General features: G+C 58.5%; 20 protein-coding genes and 1 tRNA gene. 16 read left to right on the top strand and 5 right to left on the bottom strand.

The annotated features are described in order from the left end of the window. Nucleotides 1-141 precede the first annotated feature (141 nt). From DSM3645_RS03015 to DSM3645_RS03080, 13 genes are all read left to right on the top strand, one after another. Nucleotides 142-774: a 2'-5' RNA ligase family protein gene (locus DSM3645_RS03015; RefSeq protein ID WP_002650544.1), complete on the top strand. Its 633-nt coding sequence runs from the start codon at nt 142-144 to the stop codon at nt 772-774. A gap of 207 nt (nt 775-981) precedes the next feature. After that, complete coding sequence (gene coxB, locus DSM3645_RS03020; RefSeq protein ID WP_002650545.1) at nt 982-1,995, top strand: cytochrome c oxidase subunit II; 1,014 nt, start codon at nt 982-984, stop codon at nt 1,993-1,995. A gap of 2 nt (nt 1,996-1,997) precedes the next feature. After that, nucleotides 1,998-3,662 (top strand): cytochrome c oxidase subunit I, encoded by a 1,665-nt coding sequence (gene ctaD / locus DSM3645_RS03025; protein ID WP_002650546.1) that lies wholly within the window; start codon nt 1,998-2,000, stop codon nt 3,660-3,662. Next, on the top strand, nt 3,655-4,266 hold the full coding sequence (locus DSM3645_RS03030; RefSeq protein ID WP_002650547.1) for a cytochrome c oxidase subunit 3: 612 nt from the start codon (nt 3,655-3,657) through the stop codon (nt 4,264-4,266). Before ctaD ends, DSM3645_RS03030 begins: the two co-directional genes overlap by 8 nt. 9 nt (nt 4,267-4,275) lie before the next feature. Beyond that, a complete protein-coding gene (locus tag DSM3645_RS03035) occupies nt 4,276-5,103 on the top strand; it encodes a hypothetical protein (RefSeq protein ID WP_002650548.1) in 828 nt (275 codons plus the stop codon). Further along, complete coding sequence (locus tag DSM3645_RS03040) at nt 5,090-5,833, top strand: c-type cytochrome (RefSeq protein ID WP_002650549.1); 744 nt, start codon at nt 5,090-5,092, stop codon at nt 5,831-5,833. Before DSM3645_RS03035 ends, DSM3645_RS03040 begins: the two co-directional genes overlap by 14 nt. A 15-nt stretch (nt 5,834-5,848) precedes the next feature. Beyond that, nucleotides 5,849-6,367, top strand: coding sequence for a QcrA and Rieske domain-containing protein (locus DSM3645_RS03045; RefSeq protein WP_002650550.1), 519 nt, complete (start codon nt 5,849-5,851; stop codon nt 6,365-6,367). A 12-nt stretch (nt 6,368-6,379) separates the two neighbouring features. Further along, nucleotides 6,380-7,864: a cytochrome b N-terminal domain-containing protein gene (locus DSM3645_RS03050; protein ID WP_002650551.1), complete on the top strand. Its 1,485-nt coding sequence runs from the start codon at nt 6,380-6,382 to the stop codon at nt 7,862-7,864. Further along, nucleotides 7,861-10,146, top strand: coding sequence for a cytochrome c oxidase assembly protein (locus tag DSM3645_RS27595; protein WP_002650552.1), 2,286 nt, complete (start codon nt 7,861-7,863; stop codon nt 10,144-10,146). The genes DSM3645_RS03050 and DSM3645_RS27595 overlap by 4 nt, the downstream gene beginning before the upstream one ends. Then, nucleotides 10,130-10,639, top strand: coding sequence for a hypothetical protein (locus DSM3645_RS03065; RefSeq protein WP_002650553.1), 510 nt, complete (start codon nt 10,130-10,132; stop codon nt 10,637-10,639). Before DSM3645_RS27595 ends, DSM3645_RS03065 begins: the two co-directional genes overlap by 17 nt. 1 nt (nt 10,640) lies before the next feature. Continuing rightward, nucleotides 10,641-10,991: a VOC family protein gene (locus DSM3645_RS03070; RefSeq protein ID WP_002650554.1), complete on the top strand. Its 351-nt coding sequence runs from the start codon at nt 10,641-10,643 to the stop codon at nt 10,989-10,991. Between the two features lie 104 nt (nt 10,992-11,095). Then, nucleotides 11,096-13,213, top strand: a complete 2,118-nt coding sequence (locus DSM3645_RS03075) for a discoidin domain-containing protein (protein ID WP_002650555.1) — start codon at nt 11,096-11,098, stop codon at nt 13,211-13,213. A 91-nt stretch (nt 13,214-13,304) separates the two neighbouring features. Continuing rightward, nucleotides 13,305-13,493, top strand: a complete 189-nt coding sequence (locus DSM3645_RS03080) for a hypothetical protein (RefSeq protein WP_040352050.1) — start codon at nt 13,305-13,307, stop codon at nt 13,491-13,493. A 1,515-nt stretch (nt 13,494-15,008) separates the two neighbouring features. On the opposite strand, the gene DSM3645_RS03085 is transcribed toward DSM3645_RS03080, so the two are convergent. Then, nucleotides 15,009-15,082 (bottom strand) — tRNA-Val (locus DSM3645_RS03085). A 344-nt stretch (nt 15,083-15,426) separates the two neighbouring features. On the opposite strand from DSM3645_RS03085, the gene DSM3645_RS03090 reads away from it, so the two are divergent. Next, entirely contained in the window at nt 15,427-15,786 is a 360-nt protein-coding gene (locus DSM3645_RS03090) for a co-chaperone GroES (RefSeq protein ID WP_002650558.1), read from the top strand. On the opposite strand, the gene DSM3645_RS03095 is transcribed toward DSM3645_RS03090, so the two are convergent. After that, nucleotides 15,783-16,193 (bottom strand): DUF2721 domain-containing protein, encoded by a 411-nt coding sequence (locus DSM3645_RS03095; protein ID WP_002650559.1) that lies wholly within the window; start codon nt 16,191-16,193, stop codon nt 15,783-15,785. The genes DSM3645_RS03090 and DSM3645_RS03095 overlap by 4 nt on opposite strands. 51 nt (nt 16,194-16,244) lie before the next feature. Then, the gene (locus tag DSM3645_RS03100; RefSeq protein WP_002650560.1) at nt 16,245-17,528 is read right to left on the bottom strand and encodes a DNA ligase; all 1,284 of its coding nucleotides are present in this window, start codon (nt 17,526-17,528) and stop codon (nt 16,245-16,247) included. Nucleotides 17,529-17,723: 195 nt separating this feature from the next. Between DSM3645_RS03100 and DSM3645_RS03105 the strand changes: the two genes are divergently transcribed. Continuing rightward, nucleotides 17,724-18,773, top strand: coding sequence for a glycoside hydrolase family 99-like domain-containing protein (locus tag DSM3645_RS03105; protein WP_002650561.1), 1,050 nt, complete (start codon nt 17,724-17,726; stop codon nt 18,771-18,773). Between the two features lie 93 nt (nt 18,774-18,866). On the opposite strand, the gene DSM3645_RS03110 is transcribed toward DSM3645_RS03105, so the two are convergent. Further along, nucleotides 18,867-20,882, bottom strand: a complete 2,016-nt coding sequence (locus DSM3645_RS03110; protein ID WP_002650562.1) for a methyl-accepting chemotaxis protein — start codon at nt 20,880-20,882, stop codon at nt 18,867-18,869. Nucleotides 20,883-21,190: 308 nt separating this feature from the next. Further along, complete coding sequence (gene glnA / locus DSM3645_RS03115) at nt 21,191-22,600, bottom strand: type I glutamate--ammonia ligase (protein WP_002650564.1); 1,410 nt, start codon at nt 22,598-22,600, stop codon at nt 21,191-21,193. A 307-nt stretch (nt 22,601-22,907) separates the two neighbouring features. Between glnA and DSM3645_RS03120 the strand changes: the two genes are divergently transcribed. Further along, complete coding sequence (locus DSM3645_RS03120; protein ID WP_002650565.1) at nt 22,908-23,861, top strand: YHYH protein; 954 nt, start codon at nt 22,908-22,910, stop codon at nt 23,859-23,861. Nucleotides 23,862-23,964 lie beyond the last annotated feature (103 nt).

Here is a 23,964-nt window from a genome sequence, read left to right on the forward strand (position 1 = left end):
CCCTTTTCATGGCCGATCGCTGGCGGAACTCTATTTCGATACTGGCCGCCTAAATCCCCCAATCGCGGTTGTCACTGCAAGCCGGATTTGTTCCACTCTGTTAGCTACTAAAGATTGCTCAGCCTGCTTGATTCGCCCGCTATGGCTCGTACCTTCGTCACCGACTTCGTCTCGATCGATCCCAGTCCAATATGGGCGGTGAAACTGCGCGCCTACAAAGACGATGTCCGACAGTTGATTGGCGACCAGACCTATCTTGATGACCCGCCCCACATGACCGCCTATCTGGCGCGTTTTCCGGAAGGGGTCGAAATTGACGAGACGATCGCCGAGGTCGCTGGCCAATTCGCTCCGCTCGAGACCGAACTAGCCGGCTGGCACGTGCTAGAAGCAGACCCGTGGACCGGCGATCGCACGTTGACGATTCGCGTCAGCCAGGCTTCGCAACAGGCGCTGCGAGATCTGCAATCCAAGATTGCGGCCGCGATTTGTGAGCAACGCGATCGAGAAGCGACCCTGCAGCACTACGCCGCCGTACTGGAGAATTTTACTCCTTTGCAGCGAGAATCGATCGAGCGATCCGGCTTCCCCTATGCCGGCGAAGATTGGAATCCCCAATTTACGATCGCTTCGATTCGCCCAGCTGATTGGAAGCGAGTCGCCGATACGTTGCTGCTTCAGCCCCCCTCGGGACAATCGGTCTGCAGCAGCGTGACGCACTATCGCATCATCGACGGTGAGACCTATCCACTGCAGCGTTATGAACTTCGCTGAAAATTCTTGTCGCTTCTCCGTCACAATAGGAAGACTTGGCGAGCTTGAACGGGATGCTCGTCCAGCAATTTGCGGGGAATAGTTGACAGCACCCCGCCTGACAAGCGAATGTAATGCGAACGATGCTCACCATGGACGAATGCACCCAACTGGAAAACGCGAATGCGAAGCTTGCGCAAGGGGAGATTTCGCCAAGCATACTGGGGTATGATGCGCTGGCCGCTTGCCTTGGCGCTGGTCGCGCTCTCGCCGCTGGTCTTAGTGGCGCAGACGCCGGAAATGTTTGATCCGGCGAGCCCTGACGCGATCGAAATTCGTGAGCTCTTCTATTTGGTGCTGGCGATCACGACGCTCATCTTTGTCCTGGTCGGCGGAGCGCTCGCCTATTTCATCTATCGCTTTCGAGATCCGCCGGGTGCGCCGCGCGACGATAGCGAACCGCCGCAGATTTACGGTAGTCAACCGATCGAAATCGCCTGGACGCTGGCTCCCACGTTGATCGTACTCGTGCTCAGTCTGGTGGTGATTCGCTCGGTGATCGCAATGCGATCCGAGCCGCCGACCGAAGGGACCTTGCGCGTCCGCGCCGTCGGCCATCAGTGGTGGTGGGAATTTGAATATCCCGAGTTTGGATTTACGACCGCCAACGAGTTGGTCATTCCAACATCCGACGCCGACGCGCCGACGCCCGTTTATCTACAGTTGGAATCGGCCGATGTGATCCATAGCTTTTGGGTGCCGAAATTAGCAGGCAAGACCGACCTGGTCCCGGCCAAGACGAACCGCATGCGACTCGAAGCGAATGCGGCCGGAATCTACGAAGGCCGCTGCGCCGAATACTGCGGCACGCAACATGCAAAAATGTTGATCCGCGTGACCGCCGTTTCGCCGGCCGAGTTTGAAAAGTGGGTCGCTGACCAACAGCGCAGCGCCGCGGTCGCCGCTTCGGTCGACGCAGGTCGGCAGATCTTTATGGATCAGGCCTGCGCCAATTGTCATACCATTCGCGGAGAGCCTGCGATCGGCAAGTTTGGCCCCGATCTGACGCACCTGATGAGCCGCCATACGATCGCCTCCGGCGTTCTCGAGAACAATCGTACGAATCTGGCCGACTGGTTAACCGATCCCGATCAGGCGAAGCCAGGGAGCCGGATGCCGAACATGCGGCTCAGTCCGACAGAAGTGAAACAGTTGGTCGACTATCTGATGACGTTGGAATAACCATGGCGATCGCCGAAACAGGACAATCAAGCGCGGCCTCGCCGCTGGTGACGCAACTGCATGGTTGGGTGACGACGGTCGATCACAAGCGGATCGGCATTCTGTACATTTTGATGAGTCTCTTCTTTTTGGTCGTCGGCGGCGTCGAGGCCCTCCTCATACGCTTGCAACTGTGGGTTCCTAACAACACGCTGATCGGCCCCGATACGTTCAACCAACTGTTCACGATGCACGGCACGACGATGATCTTCTTCGTCGTGATGCCGATGCTTTCCGGTTTCGCCAACTATCTCGTGCCGCTGATGATCGGCTGCCGCGACGTCGCTTTTCCGCGCTTGAACGCGCTCGGCTTTTGGTTGGCCCTGTTCGGCGGGTGCATCCTGTACACGAGCTACTTTACCGGCGACGCGTTGTACGGACTTGGTTCGGCGCCTGACGTCGGCTGGTTCGCTTACGCTCCGCTCACTTCGCCTGCCTATGCGCGCGGCGGCAGCGTCGACTATTGGATCTTGGGAACGCTGGTCAGCGGCGTCGGTACGTTGACCTTTGCAGTCAACCTGATCGCAACGATCCTGACGATGCGAGCGCCAGGGATGAAACTGAACCAGGTTCCGCTGTTCGTCTGGATGATGCTGGTCGACGCCGGTCTGATCATCGTCGCGTTCCCTCCGCTCACGGCGGCGCAGATCATGCTGCTGCTGGACCGTTACGCCGGCGCCCACTTTTTTGACACCCAGGCCGGCGGATCGGCGATTTTATGGCAGCACTTGTTTTGGTTCTTCGGGCATCCCGAGGTCTATATCATGGCGCTGCCGGCGTTTGGGATCATTTCCGAAATCGTGCCGGTTTTTTCACGAAAAGTGATCTTTGGCTACGCGTCGATGGCGGCGGCCACTGCGGCGATTGGTTTCATCAGCTTGGGCGTTTGGGCGCATCATATGTTTACGGTCGGGCTCGACGATCGGCTGGACGCGTTCTTTTCGGCCGCCAGCTTTTTAATCGCGGTGCCGACCGGCATCAAGATTTTTAATTGGACCGCGACGCTCTACGGCGGACGACTGCAACTGCGAACGCCGATGTTGTTCGCCCTCGGTTTTCTCGGCATGTTTTTAATCGGCGGATTGACCGGAATCATGCTGGCGACGGTCCCCGTCGACTGGCAAGTTTCGGACAGCTACTTTTTGGTCGCACACTTTCACTATGTGCTGTTCGGCGGCAGCCTGTTCGCGCTGATGGGAGGCTGTTATTACTGGTTCCCGAAAGCGACCGGCAAGATGCTTAGCGAGACGCTGGGCGCATGGCATTTTTGGCTGTTGTTTGTGGGTTTCAATTTACTGTTTGGCCCAATGCACATCGCCGGAATCATGGGGATGCCGCGACGCGTTTACACCTATGAAGCAGGCCAAGGTTGGGATTTCTGGAATCAACTTTCGACGATTGGCGCCTTCATCATGGGGATCGGCTTTCTGATCTTCTTTATCAATCTGGTGCTCTCGTTGCGATCGGGCCAGAAAGCGGGCGATGATCCGTGGGACGCTTGGACCCTGGAATGGGCGACCAGCAGCCCGCCGGCGTCTTATAACTTTGAACAAATCCCGACGGTACGCAGCCGGCGACCGCTATGGGACCTGAAACATCCGGAAGATCCGGACTGGAAATATGAGTAAGCCCAACGTCGACGAAGAGATCCCGATCCCGCCGCCGGTCGAAAGCGAATTTCCGCTTTCCCCTGCGCAGGTCGGCATGGCGACCTTCCTGTGCTCCGAAGCGGCGTTCTTCAGCACGCTGGTCGTCGCCTATTTGATTTATTTGGGAGAAGATCAAACCGGCCCCACTCCGGCCGAGTCGCTCAGCCTGACGCGCGCCGTGATCAACAGCGCCTTTTTGCTCGGAAGCAGCGGTACGATCATGCTGGCGATGAACGCGCGGAAAGCGAAGAGCCTGAACGGTTTCAGCGTCTGGATGTTCGGCACGATCACGCTCGGCGTGCTGTTTTTGGTCGGCACCGCTTACGAGTGGGAAGAACTGATCTATCAAGACGGTCTCACGATCGGCCGCAATCTGTTTGGCACGACCTTCTATACGTTGATCGGCTTTCACGCGTTTCACGTCACGCTGGGACTAGTGCTGCTGACCGTCATCACGTTTCTCGAGCGCGCCGGTCGCTTGAGCGCCAAGAGCGAAGCGACCGAACTGGTCTCTTGGTATTGGCATTTTGTCGACGCCGTTTGGATTGTGATTTTCGGGGTCGTTTATTGGATGGGAACGTAACGAGCAACCATGTCTGACTTGTCTGCTAATCCTGATCCGCCGCCGCATGACGAAGCGATCGCGATGCCGCGTCCGACCGCTTGGCCGATGGTGCTCGCGTCCGGAGTCGGCCTGATGGCGATCGGGATTCCGACCAATTTGATCTTTTCGATCGTCGGACTAGGAATCGTCTTCACCGCGTTGTTCGGCTGGTTCGGACAATTGCTGACCGACGAGGCCGAAGTCGAAGAACCCTTGGTCGCGCCGGAGCGACGAGCTCGACCGATTCGCCCTTCGCACAAGCGGGTCCTCTCGCCGACTCCAGGGCAACGTCTCGAGCTTCCTGAAAAGGTCCACCCGTACTCGGCCGGCGTCAAAGGAGGCTTAGCCGGCGGCGCCGTGATGGCGATCGTCGCAACCCTCTATGGCTTGTTCAGCGGACGCGGTTTGTGGTATCCGATCAACTTGCTCGCGGCGATGATCCTCCCCCACTTCGCCGATGACACGGCGGTCGAACTCAGCCAGTTCAGCCTGACGGCGCTGTTAGTCGGCGTCGTGCTGCATACGGTCACGTCGCTGCTGGTCGGACTTTTCTTCGGCGTGCTGTTGCCGACGCTTCCCAGCTCGCCGGTGTTTTGGGGCGGAGTCGTGGGGCCGCTGTTGTGGTCCGCCGGAATCTACAGCTTCATGGGCGTGCTCAATCCAGTGATGAGCGACTATGTCAGCTGGCCCTGGTTTATCGCGTCGCAGTTTGCGTTTGGAATCGTAATGGGGTTGGTCGTCGTGCGGTCCGAAAAAATCTCGGCCCTTCGTCTGTCGCCTACCAGCGAAGAGGAGCCGCACGATGCCAACAGCTAACCTCTATGCGATTGTCGCCGCCATTCTGCTGCTCGCATCAATGTCGATCGGTTGCGGCAAGCCGGACCCGGCCGAACGTTTCGTGCGGCCAGATGACATTACGGACTTCCATGTGCTGTTCCAACAAAACTGCATCGGCTGTCACGGCGCCACAGGCGATCTTGGCCCAGCGCCGCCGCTGGCCGATCCGTTGTTTCAAGCGATCGTCAGCGATGACCAATTGCGCGAAACGATCGCCGATGGCCGCCCAGGGACCTTGATGCCGGCGTTTGAAAAGGACCAAGGGGGCTCGCTGACGACTGACCAGGTGCAGATCTTGGTCGCCGGAATTCGCGAAACCTGGAAAGCCGCCAGCACGCCGACCGACAAATTGCCGCCGTATCAGGTTTCGACCGCCGATCCGGCCGGGCTGAAAGACGCCAACGTTATGACCGGCAAAGAGCTATTTGAAACCTCCTGCGCCAAATGTCACGGAGACGCCGGAGTGGGCGGCGACGCTGGCGCTTTGAACGAACCGGCGCTGGCCAGGTTGATGAGCGACATCGTGCTGCGGCGATTGATCATCACCGGACGGCCCGATTTGAAGATGCCCGATTATGTGACGCTCGGCAAAAAATCGCACACCGGCGAAGCGTTCACTTCCGAACAAATTTCCGACATCGCCGCCTACGTTCGCTCGCTGCAACAACCGACCAAGATCGCCGCTCTCCCGGCGGACGAAAACCAATAAACCTATCGATTGATCATGACGCATTCGCCCCCCACTTCTAATTCGCCTGACGAAGAACGCCGCGGTCTGCTGCAATGGAGCGCCATCGTCTTGGGCGCCTTCGCCACGGCGGCGGCCGGCGTACCCATCGTCGGCTTCCTGCTGGGTCCGCTCCGCAAGCGCGGAGACCAATGGACGACCGCCGGCAAGGTCGAGCAGTTTCCGATTGGGCAAACGAGACTGATCGATCTAGAAAATCCGCTGCATGGACTAGGGGATGGGGACGCGGGCAAGATCGCCGTTTATGTGCGCCGCGCTGACGAAGAGAAGTTCCAGATATTCGCGATCAACTGCACGCATCTTGGCTGCCCGGTCAATTGGTTGGCCGACGCCGGACTGTTTATGTGCCCCTGTCACGGCGGCGTCTATTACGAAGATGGGTCCCACGCGTCAGGACCGCCGCCGCGGGGACTGTTTCAGTATGAACATCGTCTGGAAAAAGGCGATCTGCTGGTCAAGCTAGGACACCTGCCCACGCTTCAGCAACCAGGTTAACGCAGCATCCGTATGAAAACGATCAAGCAAGTCTGGGACTGGTTCGAACATCGGCTCGAGCTGCGCGATTCGATCTGGCCCGTGATGCGTCATCCGGTCCCGGCGGCGCTGGCCAAGCCGGTCGGTTGGATGTACGTGTTTGGCAGCATGACGCTGACGCTGCTGATGTTGCAGATCGTCACCGGCGTCTGTTTGGCGATGATCTATCAACCCACGGCGGCGGACGCCTACGCGAGTCTCGAGTACCTAAACTACGAAGCGCCGTTCGGTTGGCTGTTGCGTGCGATCCACTATTGGTCGGCGACCGGCATGGTCGTGATGTTGATGGTGCATATGACGCAGGTCTTTTTGATGGGCGCGTTCAAGTATCCGCGCGAATTGACCTGGATCGTCGGCGTCGGACTGCTGACGACCACGCTCGTCTTAGCGTTTACCGGACAAGTGTTGCGTTACGACGGCGACTCGTATTGGGGCGTCAGCGTTGCGGTCTCCGCCGCCGGCCGCGTTCCGTTCGCCGGTCCGTCGATCGTTCATTTGATCTTAGGGGGCGAGTATATCGGCAGCGAAACGCTCAGCCGGTTCTTCACGCTGCACGTCTTCATCTTGCCGGGCCTCTTGATCGGCTTGCTGGTCGTCCACTTGTATCTGGTGGTGAAGCGCGGCATCTCGGAACCGCCCACCCCTGGGCAGCCGGTCGACAAAGCGACCTACGGCGAAGAATACGAAAAGCTGCTCGAAAAAGGGATTCCGTTCTTCCCGCATGCGCTCTACCGCGACGGCGTCGCGTGTGCGGTGGCCGTGTTGATCGTGGTCGGCCTGGCGGTGATCTTTGGCCCCAAGGGCCCCGGCGAAATCCCCGATCCCACGTTGATTCATGCCGAGCCGCGCCCGGATTGGTACTTTCTGCCGGTCTTCGCGATGGCCGCGTTATCACCGCCGTCGATGGAAACCTTCCTGATGCTGGGGCTGCCGGTGATCGGCATCTTGGCGCTGGTCGCCGTTCCGTTTGTGGCCGGTTCCGGCGAACGCAGCGCTCGCCGCCGTCCGGTGGCGGTGCTAGTCGTGCTGGTGACCTTTGTCACGCTGTTGATCCTGGGTTGGTACGGAGCGACCTCTCCCTGGTCGCCTGACATGGAAGCTTGGAGCAGCACGCCGGTTCCTGCCGGGATCGTCGAAAAGCTGTCGCCGCTCGAGCTGCAAGGCGCCGTCGTCTTTCAAAACAAATGTTGCCGCAACTGCCATGCGTTGGAAGGCGCCGGCGGAAAACGTGGCCCCGATCTGACCGAAGTCGGCATTCGCATGAATCCCGAGGCGATGGTTCGCCAGGTGGTGCAAGGAGGCGGCAACATGCCGGCCTACGCCCAGCAAATGAACAGCGCCGAAGTCACCGCACTGGTCGCGTTTTTGGTCAAGCTGCGACCAGCAGGAATTCCCCCGGCGGCGGTTCCCTCAGCCGCTGCCGAGTCTCTGGTCGCCGCCCCCGCAGAAACGCCGTGAACGCCGACTTTTTGAGTGCGATCGGCAGCTCATGGCAGTTTTCGCCCAGCATCCTTTTCGCGCTCTTCGTCAGCGGTTGGATCTACTTTCGCGGCTGGCGCAACCTGCGCCAACGCGGTTCAAATCGCTTTCCCGTTTGGCGACTTGCCGCCTTCTGCGGTGCGCTGCTGACTATCTTTGTCGCGCTGCAATCGCCGCTCGATGCGCTGGCGCCGTTCTCCTTTCAAATCCACATGGTGCAGCATCTGCTGCTCATGATCGTAGCGCCGCCGCTGGTTTGGCTAGCCGCGCCCGAGCTGCCGCTGCTGATCGGGTTGCCCAAGTGGTTGCGTGATGAGTGGATCCGCCCTTTCGCACGCTGGCGGCGACTGCGACAGGCGCTGGCCTGGCTCTTTCGTCCCCAAGTTACTTGGATCGCGTTTACGGCGACCCTCTGGATTTGGCATGCGCCGGCCTGCTATCAACTAGCCCTGGAAAGCGGCTTTTGGCATCGCGTCGAGCATGCGATGTTTCTGACGGCGTCTCTGTTGTTTTGGCATCCGGTGATGCAGCCGTTTCCGCTGCGAACCACCTACTCGCGCTGGCTGTTGGTTCCCTATCTGTTTCTCGCAGGCGTGCAAGGGACGATCCTCTCAGGCATCCTGACCTTCTCGCCCCGCGTCCTTTATCCGCACTACGCCGCGGCGCCCAACTTGTGGAATATGACGCCGCTCGACGACCAGTCGTTGGCCGGCGCCGTGATGTGGATTCCAACCTCGCTCGCCTATGTGATCGCGCTCTTCTGGATCGTCGCCGAGCAAATGTCGAGCAGCAAAGCAATCGCCAAGCGTAGCCGAAACCCTCAGTCGGTCACGCCGGCGCGCCGCTTGCCAAAACCGCTCGGCCCGCCCCAGTCAATTTGGGCGCGGCTGTTTGAGCGTCGCGCGGTGCGAATGACGCTGCGCTGGGTGATGTTCACACTCGCAGCGCTGATCATCATCGACGGACTGCTGGGTCCGCAGATCTCGGCCCTCAATCTGGCCGGCGTGGCTCCGTGGATTCATTGGCGCGCGATCCTGGTGATCTCGCTGATCGTCGGCGGCAATTTCTTTTGCGCCGTCTGTCCTTTCACCGTGCTGCGCGGCGTCGCGAAGAAGTTCAACCTGCAGTACAGTTTCCCCAAATCGCTGCAAAACAAATGGCCGGCCGTCGCCCTGTTGACGTGCTTCTTTTGGGCGTACGAAGCGTTCTCGTTGTGGGATCGACCGGCATGGACGGCGTTGATTGTGATCGGGTTTTTCGTAGTCGCGCTGCTGTTTGATCTGCTCTTCGCGCAAGCGCCATTTTGCAAATATGTTTGCCCGATTGGTCAGTTCAACTTCGTGCAGTCGCTTGTTTCTCCCAGCGAAGTCGCCGTTCGTTCGCCGGACGTTTGCGCCGGATGCCGCACGCGCGATTGCCTGGCCGGCAATGAGCAGACCGCCGGGTGCCAACTCTCGCTGTTCGTCCCCAAGAAGCAAGGCAATCTCGACTGCACGTTTTGTCTCGACTGCGCCGACGCTTGCCCTCACCAAAACATCACGCTGGTGCAGTTGCGTCCCGGCATCGATCTGGTGAGTGACGCCGCTCGCTCCGGCGTCGGACGATATAGTCAGCGTCTGGATCTGGCGGCGCTGATTGTGGTGCTGTTGTTCGCCGCGCTATTGAACGCGGCCTGGATGACGGCGCCGCTGGTCAACTTGGAGGAAGCGTTGACCGCGGTGCTCGGCTGGGGACGCTTGCCGATTGTCACGATAGGAATGCTGCTTGGCTTGCTCGCCGCTCCCTGGTTACTCATGCAGTTGCTGGGGAAAGCGACGCTGGCGAAAGTCGACGAGACCGCCGACTGGCGCGCCCCGGTGATGCGATTCGCGCCGGCGCTGATTCCTCTGGGACTGGGGATGTGGTTGGCGCACTACTCGTTTCACCTGTTCACCAGCGCCGACTCGCTGCTGTGGGCGACGCAGCGCATGGCGAACGATCATTTGGCGACCAACTTTTTGATCGGCGGCGGCGTTTGCAGTTGCTGCACGGCCGGCTCGATCGCCTGGCTGTTGCCGCTGGAGCTGTTGTTTCTGGATGTCGGTCTTTGCATGTCGCTGTGGGCCGCTTATCGCATCGCGCAGCGCGAACATTCCAGCTCACAAGTCGCGCTGCGCACGTTCGCGCCCTGGGCGATTTTTTTGGTGCTCTTTTTTGTTGCCTGCATCTGGGTATTGCTGCAGCCGATGGAAATGCGAGGAGCCTATGTCGCCGGCCTGTAAAACAGTGCTGTCGCTCGCGGTCTGCATCGCAACAGTCAACGTCACGTTGGCCGACGGGGGCAAAGTGCAACTGCGCCGCGAAGTCGGGCCGTATCAAGTGACGATTTTCACTTCGCCTACGCCGCTGCGCGCCGGCCCCGTCGACCTCAGCGTGATGGTGCAAGACTCTGCGCGTCAGATCGTGCAAGACGTCCAGATCGATTTCCGGCTGACCAGCGAGTCTGGCCAGATCCTTATGCAACCTGCATCGCAAGCCGCCGCAACCAACAAGCTGCTGCAAGCGGCCAAGTTTCTGCTGCCTGAGAGCGGCGTCTGGCAAGTTCACATGACAGTCACAGGCCAAGCCGCCGCCGACCTAGATTTTGAAATCTCCGCAGCCGAAGCTCACAGCGATTGGACGACAGCCGGTTGGATGCTGCTGCTGCCGGTTGCTTTGGTGACGCTGTTTGTGATGCGTGAGAAACTTGTGGGAAAGCAATCTCAAGAAAAGTAACATGCAAGTCCAACGCATCGTCGCCAACGTGTCGACCGCCGATCCCACCCTCGCGAAACGCTTTTATCAAGACGTGCTTGGGCTCGATCTATGGATGGATTTTGGCTGGATCGCGACCTACGGATCGCCGCAGCAGATGACAGTGCAGATCAGCTTTATGACGCAAGGAGGCAACGAGACGTCGACGCCGGACCTATCGATCGAAGTGGATGATGTGGACGAAGCGCTGGCCGCGATGCAAGCAGCCGGCTTCGCGATCGAATATGGGCCGGTCGATGAGCCGTGGGGCGTACGCCGCTTCTATGTCCGCGATCCGTTTGGCAAACTCGTCAATATCTTGGCGCACCGATAGCCGCCGGGTCGCCGCTCTCGGTCGTGCAGGCGCCGCCCCTCTCGGCGGCGACGAGCTATAATAGTTCGAAGGCAAACGGAATCGAGCGGAGGACCCAGCCAGTGATGGCCAGAACAACAGCATTTTGCATTTGCGCAGCGGTAATTCTCACGAGCGGCAGTACCAATGGGGCGGAAGCGGATCGCCCCAAAAACCATTACTCCCCCTACCCCCAGGTCGCCAACATCGAGTCTGGCGTCGCGTGGCCTGCCGGTCAGGCATTGCCCATCTTCGCTACGCCGGCGGATCGGATTGATGCGATCTCGATCCAATCGCTGACGATCGATGAGCAAATCGCGTTCGCCGCTTTGCAAGGCTATGTGAACCGCCAGCAACCGCGGATCTATTTGCAAAACGCCCGCGCCGACGAGGGACGTGATACCTGGGCCCAGACTTCGACCGTCGCCCTGGGACCACTCAATGTCTTCGATTATCGCGACAAATACGATCTATTGGCCAAGTACGCCGATGAAGTCGACGGCCTGCTGTTGTACGATCCCAGCCGCAACGCTCATCTACGCAATCTGGCCAGCACCGTCGCCGGCTTGAATCGCTTGCTGCCGGTGACCAGCGCGATGCAAGCGCAACTCCAACGTCACGGGATCGAACTAAAAGTCGCGCTCGATCTAACCAATCTGTCGTTGTCTTCACCGCTGGAAGTGTACGAGCATCTCTACAACCACTACTGGGAAAAGTGCGAAAAGCGGTTGATCATCAGCGCTCGCCCCAGCCGTGGAGGTGACTTTCACCATACCCGCGACATGGCGGCGGCTTGCGGCGCGGCGGTTGTCTGGCTCGACTGTCGCGTCCCTGACGAACGGGCGCTGCTCGAAAAATTCTTCGGCGACATGACCGCAGGCAAGGCCATCGTGCTGGGATGGTACGCGACCGAACGCTCCGGGATCACAACCGCTTCTCAATTTGGAATCGGAACCATGCCGGCTGACCACTACGTCAGCTCCACGCTCTTCAGCGGCGGCGATCATCGCATTCAAATTCCGGCGGTCCCGCCCAAGCCGCCCCTTGCCAACAAAGCCTACATCGCGATCTTCATCAGCGACGGCGACAACATCCAGTATACGCAACATGCGCTGCGCAAGATCTGGGACGCGTCGGCCTCGTCACGTGGGCAGATCCCATTGAACTGGACCATCGCGCCTGGCCTGGTCGATATCGGCCCCGGCATCCTCAACTATTACTACTCGACGGCAACTCCCCAAGACTGCTTTGTCGCCGGGCCATCCGGAATGGGCTACGCGATTCCCTTCAACACGCTGACCGAGCCAGGCGCCGCCGTGGGTGATTACTTGACCGATCCCGTGCGACTGGACGGCTATACTCGGCTGACCGAAACCTATCTCCAGCGAGCAGGACTGCGAGCGGTGACGATCTGGGATAACGCGACGCCTGCCCAACGTGCGTCGTACGCCAAAAATTGCCGGCAGCTTTACGGAGCGACGGTGCAAAATTTTAAAGACGTGCCGTCGGTCGCCAGCAGTATCGCAGAGCAGCGACTGCCGTTTGATAAATTGGTGATTCCCTACGCCGGAACGTACGAGCATATCCATCGTTCCCTACGCTCCAAACTAAAAAACTGGGACGGCGAAGCGCCTCTCTTCTTGTCGTATCAAGTCGACATCTGGGGCGAAATGCGGCCGGCCAAAATTGTTGAGCTGGCCCAACAGTTGAATCGCGAATTCCCCGACAAAATTGAGTTCGTCCGCGCCGATCACTATTTCAATCTCGCGAACGAGTCGCACCGACTGCCGTTCAATCTAGCGATGTCGCCGCTAACAAAAATCAGCGCCGGCCAGGCCGCCGATCTGGCGCAGCAGGCGATCGACGGTACGCCTGTCACTCTCTGGAGTTGCTCCGATCCAGACGCCGCGTGGTTGCAACTCGACTTTGGCGCCGCCTATCGCATCAACCGCTATGTGATCCGGCACGCCGGCGCCAGCGGCATGCAGCAAGCGCAAAACACGCGTGCCTTTACCTTGCAAGCAAGTCTCGACGGCGCTAAGTGGAGCACGATCGACGCCTACAAAGGCAACGTAGAAAATGTGACCGATGTCGAGATGCAGCCGGTTGTTGCTCGTTACTTGCGAGTAACGATCGACGATCTTGGCGCCGACGGCCGGGCCAGCATCGCCGACATCGAAGTCTACGGAAGCCGGCAGCCCTAGCCTTTTCCGCTGCAGGATGTCGGCAGCGTCGCTGGTCGTTTATCCTTTAACGGTTGGCCATCTCCCAAACCGATTAGAAAAGGAAGCGAAAATGAAACTGAACGAATTCTACAACGAGATCGCACGCCGCGTTGATACCGACAAGACGGCGATCACCGTTGCTGAAACAAAGCGTGTGCTCTCCGAAGCCTTTCTGATGCTCGCGAAAATGGACGCCGCCGAATTTGCCGACACGGTGAGCAAAGGGGTCGCTCAAGCGAAAAAGAAGCTGAGCAAGTAGCCCAACGAAAACCCGCAGGGTGGCCCAGCCAGTCTGTCCCAGACTGGTTGGGTTGCTTTCGCAACAAGATGTCGCGCCATCCACGGGGAATTCACACAGCGATCTACACTCGCACATGCTTCAAAACCGGCAATCGTCATTGGCATGCGTTAACAAGTTTTGCAGCCGCAGAGGCAAGCGTCTTGTCGCCGGCGCATCCCAACTTGCGAGTCTACTCAGGCCGACAATCTTTCCTACTCGTCTCGCAGAATTGCGTTGTCGTCGGGCCCCGAGTACTCGTAAATAAATCGTCCGAAATGACGCGATTCACGCCCATCATTTCGCGTCCATCGTTGGTCATCGAAGCTAATGTACAGGGCAAACGTGTAATCGCGCCCCGCAAAAAAAAAGACCATCGAGTTCCCCACGCGCTTTTCGTTTGCTGGTCTTGGGGGGAACATGAGCCTCCATGCAAAAGTGAAACGAACAGCAGAAATAGGGATGGCCATTTTATTTGCTCGAGACTCATCGTCGGCTAAATCCTTGGACTAGATCAAAGCGACACGTTGATTTCAGCCCCCCTTTCCCACAACATCGCGGCCAGGGCTCCGAGCAATCCCGCGAGCATCCCATTGATCTGTTGTCCGCCTAGCCGCGCGCAAGGCCGCGGCCTTGCGCGGCCATGAATGCGTCGGAGAAGACCCCTTGCATGGGGATCCATTCCATCGTCGCAATCGAAACGAAGTCTCACGCACAATCATTGCCAAGCCAAGCCGTAGCATTCGGGACCGACGGTATTGGTGATGGAATGCCTTCATGCAACGAAGTTCTCACGTGGAAGACATGGCGGCGAACAGTTGGCAACGGCGCCTGGGCGATCACGGCCAACCGAGAAACAGTATCGGAGGCGGATCGCCGATGTGCAGGCCGTCCGCGGCGGTCCAAGATTATCCGTTGACATCACGCACGGATTCGTGGTCGATTGCCGTGCAGCGAGCAGAAAATCGGCACTGCTTACGTAGCTGCCTGCCTAGGGGACGATCGCCGGCCAGGCAGCTCCGCCTGGCTCCGCGGCTCTTTACAATTCGCGTTTTTGAAAGGGCTGGCGGTCCGGTCAACTCCCTCATTAGATGCCGACCCCAAACTACCCAGATTAACTTTAGGGCTGACTGGGCAATTTGGCAGGCAGTTTTTACAGCGGTCCGGTCCAGTCCCGCGGAAAAAAACGAAGCCGTCGAGTCCACTCTCCTCTACTGCGAGAAGAACGAATTGCGGTCCGGTCCAGTCCTAACTTGGCGCTTTCTGGCCGCATGCGGTGGAGGATCGTTCTGTAAACGTTATTGGTCTAGGGAGCAGCCGGTGGGGTGCTAGCCTCGGACCGATGCTTCTTGCCAACTTCGTTGGCCCTGATAGCCGAGCTATCAGGGCTAACCGCGATGATGAAAAAAAGCGATGCGGTCCGGTCCAGTCCGGTGGCAAGAAATGAAAAAAGCTTTGCGTCGCAAATGATTGCAACGGCAAAGCTTTTCAATGGAGTGGGCGGTACAGGGCTCGAACCTGTGACCTCTACGATGTCAACGTAACGCTCTAGCCAACTGAGCTAACCGCCCGATTCTCGACTGACAGTCTGCCCCTGATGGGACTGGACTGCGTCGGGGAAGTTTTCAAGTTTAGGACTTCCCTTGTGGGATCGTCAAGGGCCCGGGAAGCGCATTTTCCTGATTTCCTGTCTCCACCAAAACGGGGTAAGTCGTTTTATCGTCAATAGATGCGCGATTGCCACGACGCGGCGTACGATCGTGACCGAGGAAGATGATTTTCCGCAATTTTAGACGTAGCGCGGCGCGGAAAGGTTCGGATTTGCCGCAACTTCCGGGGGCCCGTTGCCTTGTTGCGAATTCCGAAAAGAATTACCGTGGAGAGTTTGGCTCCTTTGATCCTCTGAAAAGTGCATATGGCCGGAAAAACACGCAGCAAAGCGATTGAATACGTCGAGCCGATCGGTGCTCGGGTTCTCGTCCGCAAAGATGAGCCGAAACGGGAAACCAAGGGGGGGATCGCGCTGCCTGATCAGGCCGAGATCCCGACGATCACCGGCCGCATCGTAGCGATCTCGACTCAGATCGAGAACAACTCCGATTTCCCCTTGCGCCAGTACGACAAGATCTTGTTCCATCCCAAGGATGCGATCCCGGTCGATTTTGAAGCGGACAACCAGCTCTTCGTCATCCCGATCGAAGATGTGGTCGCCGTCTTTCGCCGCGATCCGGTCGACAAGAAAAAGAGCAAAGCGGACGAGGACGACGAAGACTAGGTCGAGCCTTTTTGGGTGGGATCGCAATCTTCCAAGCTGCGCAACTGCAAGTTGAGCGCGTCGACCGAGATTTGAATCTCGTAGATCGAGATCGCCAGCGACGCGGTCATCAGCAGCAAACTGGCGCCAAAGGTCACCTCGGCGACCAACTTCCAGCCGAAGAACAACAGAAACATGCAGATCGTGCAGAGCAGCAGACTCAGCACGCCGAATATCTGCATGTTGCGAATCAAGATCACCCGCAACCGTAGGTTGCCGATCTGAGCGACAATCAGCTGGTCAGGGTGGGCGAGATGGCGATCGTGCAGCGTACGTATCAACGCGGCCAGCGCCAAAAAGCGATTCGTATAGGCCAACAGCAGCAGAGAGATCGCAGGAAACAAAACGGCCGGTGCGGTGAGATCCATCGAGACTAACTTTGCATAAGGGCGCCTGGGGTATCGCAAGGCGACGATCGCCTACTTCTCTTCATACCCTTTCGCCGTTTTTTCGGCGACCAGCTTATTCCCATGTTTCTCGGCGGCCGCGCTGTCGGCAAACTGTTTCACGCTGCTGGCGCCGGCCGCGCCAATGCGACCATACCGGACGCTGACCGTGAGACCATCGATTTGAATTTCCCAAAACTTACTCGACTTGCCGTCGACCAATTCGAAATAACGTTTCTCAGCGCTGGGGGAATGGCCTGACTTTGGTTTGGCGCCCTGCTGGGCAGGCGCGTCGATCTTGACGGAGTCTTGCTGACTCTCATGGAGTCGCACGAACGAGGGAAAGCGAGGGACGCCGCCGTCAGAAAGTTCCTGATAGCGATAGGTGATGACGCTGCCAAGCGCTGGCGGAGCGCCGCGCTGCGCGTCGGAGAAGCCTGTGCCGACCGAGAACTCGGTTCCATCCGGCATTTGCACTGACAGCGCGCCGAGCCGCCCTTTATGCTTGCCTTTGCCGGGCTGATGGGCGATCACGACTGCTTCGGCGTCGTGAAACGTTTTCACTTTGAGCAGCGAGCAGGAGCGGCCAACCTCATACTTGGAGCCAGGCTCGCGTAGCATCAACCCTTCCCCGCCGAGCGCGTTGATCCGGGCTAGTTCGGACTGCAGATGCGCGGCGCCTGTGCAGCGCTGATGCGCGAGAACGCTGGCGAACTCGTACTTTTTTGCCGGGAGCGTAGCGTGCAAGAATTCCAATCGCTCTTCAAACGGAGCGTCGATCGCCGGTGCGTCGAACGCTAGAAAACGGACCTCGCGCCAATGGTCGCTTTTGTCTTGCCGGCGGACCACGCTGACCGTTCGCTGAAACTTGCCGCGCTCGATCCACAGCTCGCCGTCGAGCGGCGTCTCGGGAAAACCGGCGACAAACCAATCCGGCGCATGGTACTCGTTCCCCTGCCGCGAGAGAAACGTTCGCCCATCCCAATAAGCGCGAACGCCATCCAGCTTTTCGCTCATCCACCAATCCGACAGATCCGCCGCGTTGTCCCATGACTGCGCCAAAAGCAGCGGCGGTCCCCCTTTTTCACTCGGCGTTTTGAGGGGCTTGGCCGGCAGTGCGCCGCCGATCCGCGCCAGTTCGGCGGCGTCGCCGCGCAGCTTGCGGAGATGCTTGCAAGTGCGTGATTCGATCGCGACCGACTGGTTTCGCCAAGCGGGACAAGAGCACGAGTAAACGCCGCCCACATTTTTCAAGACATACGGTTTGGCGCCGGAGCCTTTCATTTCGACCGACTCGCCATCTTCCAAATCGGACATGCGCGCTCCCCAGTTTTCAGGGCTAATAGGACAAGGTCGCGGGATGAGTCGCTCGCTATTGTAGCGCACGCTGGAGACGCTCGCCACAAATCAGGGGAGCCGCTTGGTTGGAAATTTTTCGTAACTTTCTCCAGCAAACCGCTATTGGCCTTCCGCGGCCTCCATTTGCATTGCTCACCTAGCAGGTTTCTTCTCATGAAACGTTTCGGCACGCCCCTTTTGTTGTTGCTTGTCCTGATCGGAGATTGGAGCGCCTCGCTTTCCGCCGCCGAGCCGCCGCGCGATCTTGTGTTGGCTTACTACTATCCGTGGTATCACAAGGGAGACTGGACGCGGCATGGCTATTTCGGCGAACCGACGCTCGGAAACTATGGTTCTGATGATCCTCAGATCGCGGCCCAGCATATCGAATGGGCCCAAGCGGCGGGACTCGACGGATTTGTCGTCTCGTGGGGCGGCCCGCAAGACATGACCGATAAACATTTTCGCGCCGGATATCTGCAAGCCGCTAACGCCGACCAATTGAAGTATGCGTTCATCTACGAGTCGCTCGGTCGGCTGGACGCCGCCGATGGCGAGACGAACGAACGAATCGACTTCTCCAAGCGACGCGTCGTCCGCCGATTCCAAGAGGATCTGGCATATTTGAACAAGCAGTTTTGCGGCGACGAGCGCTATTTGAAAATCGACGGGCGCCCCGTGATCGTCTTGTACGTCACGCGTACGTTCCGCAACTTTGATGCTAAGATTCTCGAACAAATCCAAGCCGCCGTCGGGCAGAAGTTTTACTTCATCGCCGACGAGCCGTTTATCTTGGGCGAGCAAAAAGATCCGGCGACCGCCGAGAACGGTCTGCGAGACGGCAAGCCGCTGTTTGACGCCTACACCGCTTACAACATGTTTGAAAGCGACCTGGTGAAAGATGGGGAACCGGCGGTCGACTACATGCGCCGCGAAGCGCTGCCGGTCTTCCAAACGTGGGCCGAGCAGACCGTCTTCTGCCCGACGCTGATGCCCAAGTATCACGACTTCCGCGGCAAGCGAACGTTGACCGGCACGCCGGAGCAGTACCAAACGATGATCGCGATGATGCAAGCGCTGCCGAAACAACCGGTCGGCCACGGCATCGGCTCGATCTACCTGATCACCAGCTGGAACGAATGGTGGGAAGGAACGACGATCGAGCCCGATACGACCGATGGCGAAGCTTTCCTGAAAGCGAACCGCGAAGCTTTCGGACGTTAATCTCGAACTCGCTGAACAAAGGTCGTAGCCATAGAAAAAGCGGCGTTGACTTCCGTCCACGCCGCTTCCGCCTCTTGAGTGAGTCGAACGGTACTACGTCGTGAACTCCACCACCAACGATTCCAGCCCGGTCGCCAAGTTCTTGAGAGACGAACTGGACGTATCGGTTTGATGGGCGGCGGCCGCGGTTTCGGCGATGACCGTATCCACGCTAGTCAGCCCGCGAGAAATTTCGCCGCTGGCGGCGGCCGATTCGCTGATTCCGATCGTCAACGCCGTCACCGCGCTGACCGTATCTTGCACTGATGACGAGATTTGTCGGGTCGCCGTGCTTTGTTGCTCAACCGCGGCGGCGATCGTCCGAGCGGCCGAACTGACCGAGCCGATTGCGCCGGTGATTTCAGTGATCGATTCCACCGATTCTTGGGCGGCGGCCTGGATCGCTTCGACCTGCCGGCGAATCTCTTCGGTCGCAGTCGCCGTTTGCTGGGCGAGCAATTTGACTTCGGTCGCAACCACCGCAAAGCCTTTGCCCGACTCGCCGGCACGCGCCGCTTCGATCGTAGCGTTTAACGCCAGCAGGTTGGTTTGTTCGGCGATGTCGCGAATCACGATGACCACTTTGCCGATGCCGTCCGCTTCTCGACTCAGCTGCGAAATCTTCTCGTTGCTGCGGCCGACGATTCGACTTACTCCATCGGTCGTCGCGGCGGTTTGTTCGGCGTTCGACGCAATCTCGCGAACCGATTCGGCCATGTCGCCAATGTTGCTGGCGACGCCGCCGATATTGTTGCCGATGCTTTTGCAAGTCGCGTCCAACTGGGCCAGACTGGCGCTCATTTCCTCGGCGGCTGCGGCCATTGTCGTTGTTGATGAACGAGCGTTTTGGACGCCGCTTGAGAGCAAATTGGCGGTTGAAAATAACTCGCTCGCCGAATGATTCAGCGTGTTCGAGTTCGTTCGTACGTTGCCGACCAATCCCTGCAATCGCGTCGCGAACACATTAAACCATTTTGACACTTCGCCAAATTCGTCCTTCGATTCCGGCAAACGTTTGCGTAGATCCGAATCCCCTTCGGCGATATCTCGCATGCTTCCGGCCAGGTTGGCGAATCGATTTCGCAGCGTCCGCAAAATCCAAAACGCGCCGCCAAGACAAACCGCGATCGTCAGCAGCGCCGCCACTAAAGTTCGCGATGCGACAAAGCTGGCGCCGGCTCGCAATTGTTCGGATGCTTGTAAGATATCGGCGGAAGTCGCATCTTCCAGCGACTTGTAGAGATCAATCTGAGCCGTCTTCGCAGCGAACCACTTGGTCGCTTCGACTCCAAAATTTCCGGCCTCCGCATTCTTGAGCGCCACCGCGCGATATCCGTTCACCGCTTGCGAGGCCTCCGCTTTTTGCGTTTGAGCCAAAGTCGCCGCCAGCGGCGCTGAGGCGCTCACTTTAAAATCGTTCAGGTGGGCCTTCTGCGTCGAAATTAATGCAATAAGCCGAGCGTGTTCTGCGCGACTCATCGCATCGCCGCCAAACGCATTCGCCAGCACGGCGCGTTCGACGCCGGCTTGTTCTTTCGCCATCAGCAGATGCAGATAGGCGTTCAGGCGGCGCTGCAGCGGTCCATTGACGACGCCAAACACGCTGGAAGCGATTGCGTCGACCAGCAGTTGATTCGCATCGGTATAAAAGGCGATCGCTTGCGGCGTTGGGATGTCTTGCGCGGTTATTCTCTGCCGCAAGCTCACAAGTTGATTTAATCGACTAATCGCGTCATTCGTCTGTTGAATCACCTGTGGATCGAGATCGGCGCTGGCGGCCTGCAACGTTGCTTGCAGCTCGGCTAACCGTGCATCAGTCTCCTGGCGTTGAAGCGGCAGCGCGTCGGCAAAGGCGGCTCCTTCGCTGCTTAGAAAACCGGCCGACATGCCGCGTTCTTTTTGCGTTTGGTGCAACAGATTGCCAATCGAGATCGATACCTCAGCCAACCTGCGCACGTCAGCGGCGTCTGCCGCCACGACGGCCGCATTGCGATACGCTTGCCAGGCGAACGCGATGACGCCCAGGATCAACAGGGTGAGAATCGCTAAGAGTTTTGTTTGAATCTTCATCGGGGCTAGGGTCCTGAAATCACGGAAGTGGGAGAGCGTGAGAACAAGGAGATATAGCTTCTGATTTTGGGGGCAAGAAAAAACACAGGAGAAGACAAATAATCCATAGGTGAGCAATTGGTGATCACCTACCGCCCAATCCAGCGTCTTGCTGCGCCGATCACAACGATTACCCCGCTTATCCGGCGGCATTTTCAACCGATCAAAACGCGGTTGAGCGCAAAAATAACGCCGACCAATTTGGCCGGCGTTTTTCCAACTTCATTCCGCATTCCCTTGAAAGCGCGCCGCACTTTCCGCATTCCGCTTTAAATGTCGTAGTACATGCAAAACTCATAAGGATGCGGACGGAGCCGAATCGCGTCGGCTTCGTTCTTCTTCTTATAGTGGATCCACGTGTCGACCACGTCTTGCGTGAAGACGTCTCCCTTGAGCAGGAAGTCGTGATCGTCTTGCAGCGCGACTAGTGCGTCTTCTAGACTGCCCGGCGTCTTGGGGACGGCGGCCATTTCTTCCGGCGGCAGATCATAGATGTCTTTGTCGAGCGGATCGCCGGGATCCAGCTTGTTTTGAATCCCGTCGATCGCCGCCATCGTCAGCGCGGCGAACGCCAGGTAAGGATTGCAGCTTGGATCAGGGCAGCGGAATTCGATCCGCTTCGCCTTCGGGCTGGGGCTGTACATCGGAATGCGGCACGAAGCCGAGCGGTTCCGCTGCGAGTATGCCAGGTTAACCGGCGCTTCGTAGCCCGGCACGAGTCGCTTGTAGCTGTTGGTGGTCGGATTGGTGAACGCCAACAGAGCCGGCGCATGTTTCAAAATGCCGCCGATCATGTAAAGCGCCGTTTCGCTGAGCCCAGCGTAACCGCTGCCGGCCATCAACGTGTCGTCTTTCCAGAACGAAATGTGCGTATGCATGCCGCTGCCGTTGTCGCCAAACATCGGCTTCGGCATGAAGGTCGCCGTCTTACCATACTTCTTGGCGACGTTTTTGACGATGTACTTGTAGATCAACATCTGGTCGGCCATCTTGACCATCTCTTGAAACTTCAAGTCAATCTCGCACTGGCCGCCGGTGGCGACCTCGTGATGCTGACATTCGACGTCGAGACCGCACTCGATCATCGTCTGCATCATCTCGTTGCGGATGTCCATCATCTGATCGGAAGGCGGCACCGGAAAGTAACCTTCTTTGTGGCGCAGCTTGTAGCCGAGGTTCGGCCCTTCGTCGCGTCCGCGGTTCCACTCTCCTTCGCAGCTGTCGAGGAAGTAGAAGCCTTGGTGCGAGTTTTGATCGAACCGCACGTCGTCGAAGACGAAGAACTCGGCCTCCGGCCCAAAGAACGCGCGGTCGGCGATGCCGGTCGAGCGGAGATAGTTGACCGCTTTGCGAGCGACGTTGCGCGGATCGCGCGAGTAATCTTCGCGGGTAATCGGATCTTGAATGTTGCAGATCAACACCAAGGTCGGCAGCGTGCAAAACGGATCGATGAACGCGGTGTCGGCCTGGGGCACGATCAGCATGTCGCTCTCGTTGATCGCTTGCCAACCGCGAATGCTAGAGCCGTCAAAGCCGAGTCCATCTTCAAAGATATCTTCGACCAGCTTACCGACCGGAATGGTCGTGTGCTGCCACATGCCGGGGAAGTCCATAAAGCGGAAGTCGACCGCTTTCACATCTTTTTCGCGACAGAGCGCTAGTACTTCTTTGGGTGTCACTCAATTTCCCCTTTGCCTGAAAAAGAAAGTAGGTTCCGCGCGACGCAGGGCCTGGGGCTGCATGACAGGCTCGCAAGTGCGGCAACTCTTAGAATCACCGTACTTTGTACCACTTGGCGAAGCGGCGGTCATCTAGCCGAAGCGACCTTTGCGTCTGGTGAACGAGCAGCGCCGACTGTGCGCGACTCGGCCCCTGATTGGTGATCATCCCAAATCTACGGGCAGCATTTCTCTCGCACGAACCGCAACTGGACGATATACTGCTAAAACAGTAGCTATGTCATCCCACGGTTTAGCTGAGAATTCTATGCCCCGCAAACGCATCCTCTTTGCGCTGTCGCTGTTGAGCATCACCCTGATCGCCGGCCTGGCGATCGCCCAGTTTGGTCCGCCGCTACGCCGCCATCTGGCGAATCAGATGCGCCCGCTGCAACTGGTTCCGGCGACCGAAGCGCCGGTTGGGCCCAATCGCGTGCAGATCGAAATCGTCGGCGCCGATCGCGTGATTTCGGCCAACGGCATTCCTGATCACAAGACGGGTCAGTTTCCTAACCGGGGCAATCCGCACCAAATCGAAGAGCAGCGCTACGTCTATCGCATTCCGGCGAAGCCGAAGGCTGCGTCGCAGATCACGCCGCTGACCATGCAAAGCTTTGGCATTTGCGTCAACGGCGTCCCCTTTGATCCCGGCGCCGCCGAATGGTACCAGGGAGATCCCAACGGCGGTTGGCGGTACGAAGCCCTCTCGGGCGCTGTCGCGCTGGGGATCGACACGAATCATGCGCATGTGCAGCCCAACGGCGCCTATCACTATCACGGACTGCCAAACGACTTTCTCAAAGAGTTGAATGTCAGGCGCAGCGCTCACTCGCCGCTGATCGGCTGGGCGGCGGATGGATTTCCGATTTATGCAATGTACGGCTACCAAGATCCGCAAGACGCCGCGAGCGAGATTGTCGAACTCGACAGCAGCTTTCGTCTGAAAACAGGCAAACGGCCCGGCGGCGCCCAAGGCCCGGGAGGAACGTACGACGGGACGTTCCTCGCCGACTACGAGTATGTCGAAGGCAAGGGAGAGTTGGACGCTTGCAATGGTCGCTTCGGCGTGACGCCCGAGTTTCCTGACGGGACCTACGCTTACTTCTTAACGCAACACTGGCCCGTGATTCCGCGCGCCTATCGCGGCACGCCGTCGGAAGATTTTGTGCGCGGTCCCCGGCGTGCAGGAAATGGCCGCGGAGGAAACAGGCGAGGAAGATGATGGAACACGGCTAGGCGGCGGATGATGAGCGGAGAAGTAGGGATCGGAGCCAAGTCGAACACCGTAACACTAGCCCGCTGCGCCAGCGAGGGAATGCGTTTGG

The sequence above is a fragment of the Blastopirellula marina DSM 3645 genome (assembly GCF_000153105.1).
In the GTDB taxonomy this organism is placed as follows: Bacteria; Planctomycetota; Planctomycetia; order Pirellulales; family Pirellulaceae; genus Blastopirellula; species Blastopirellula marina.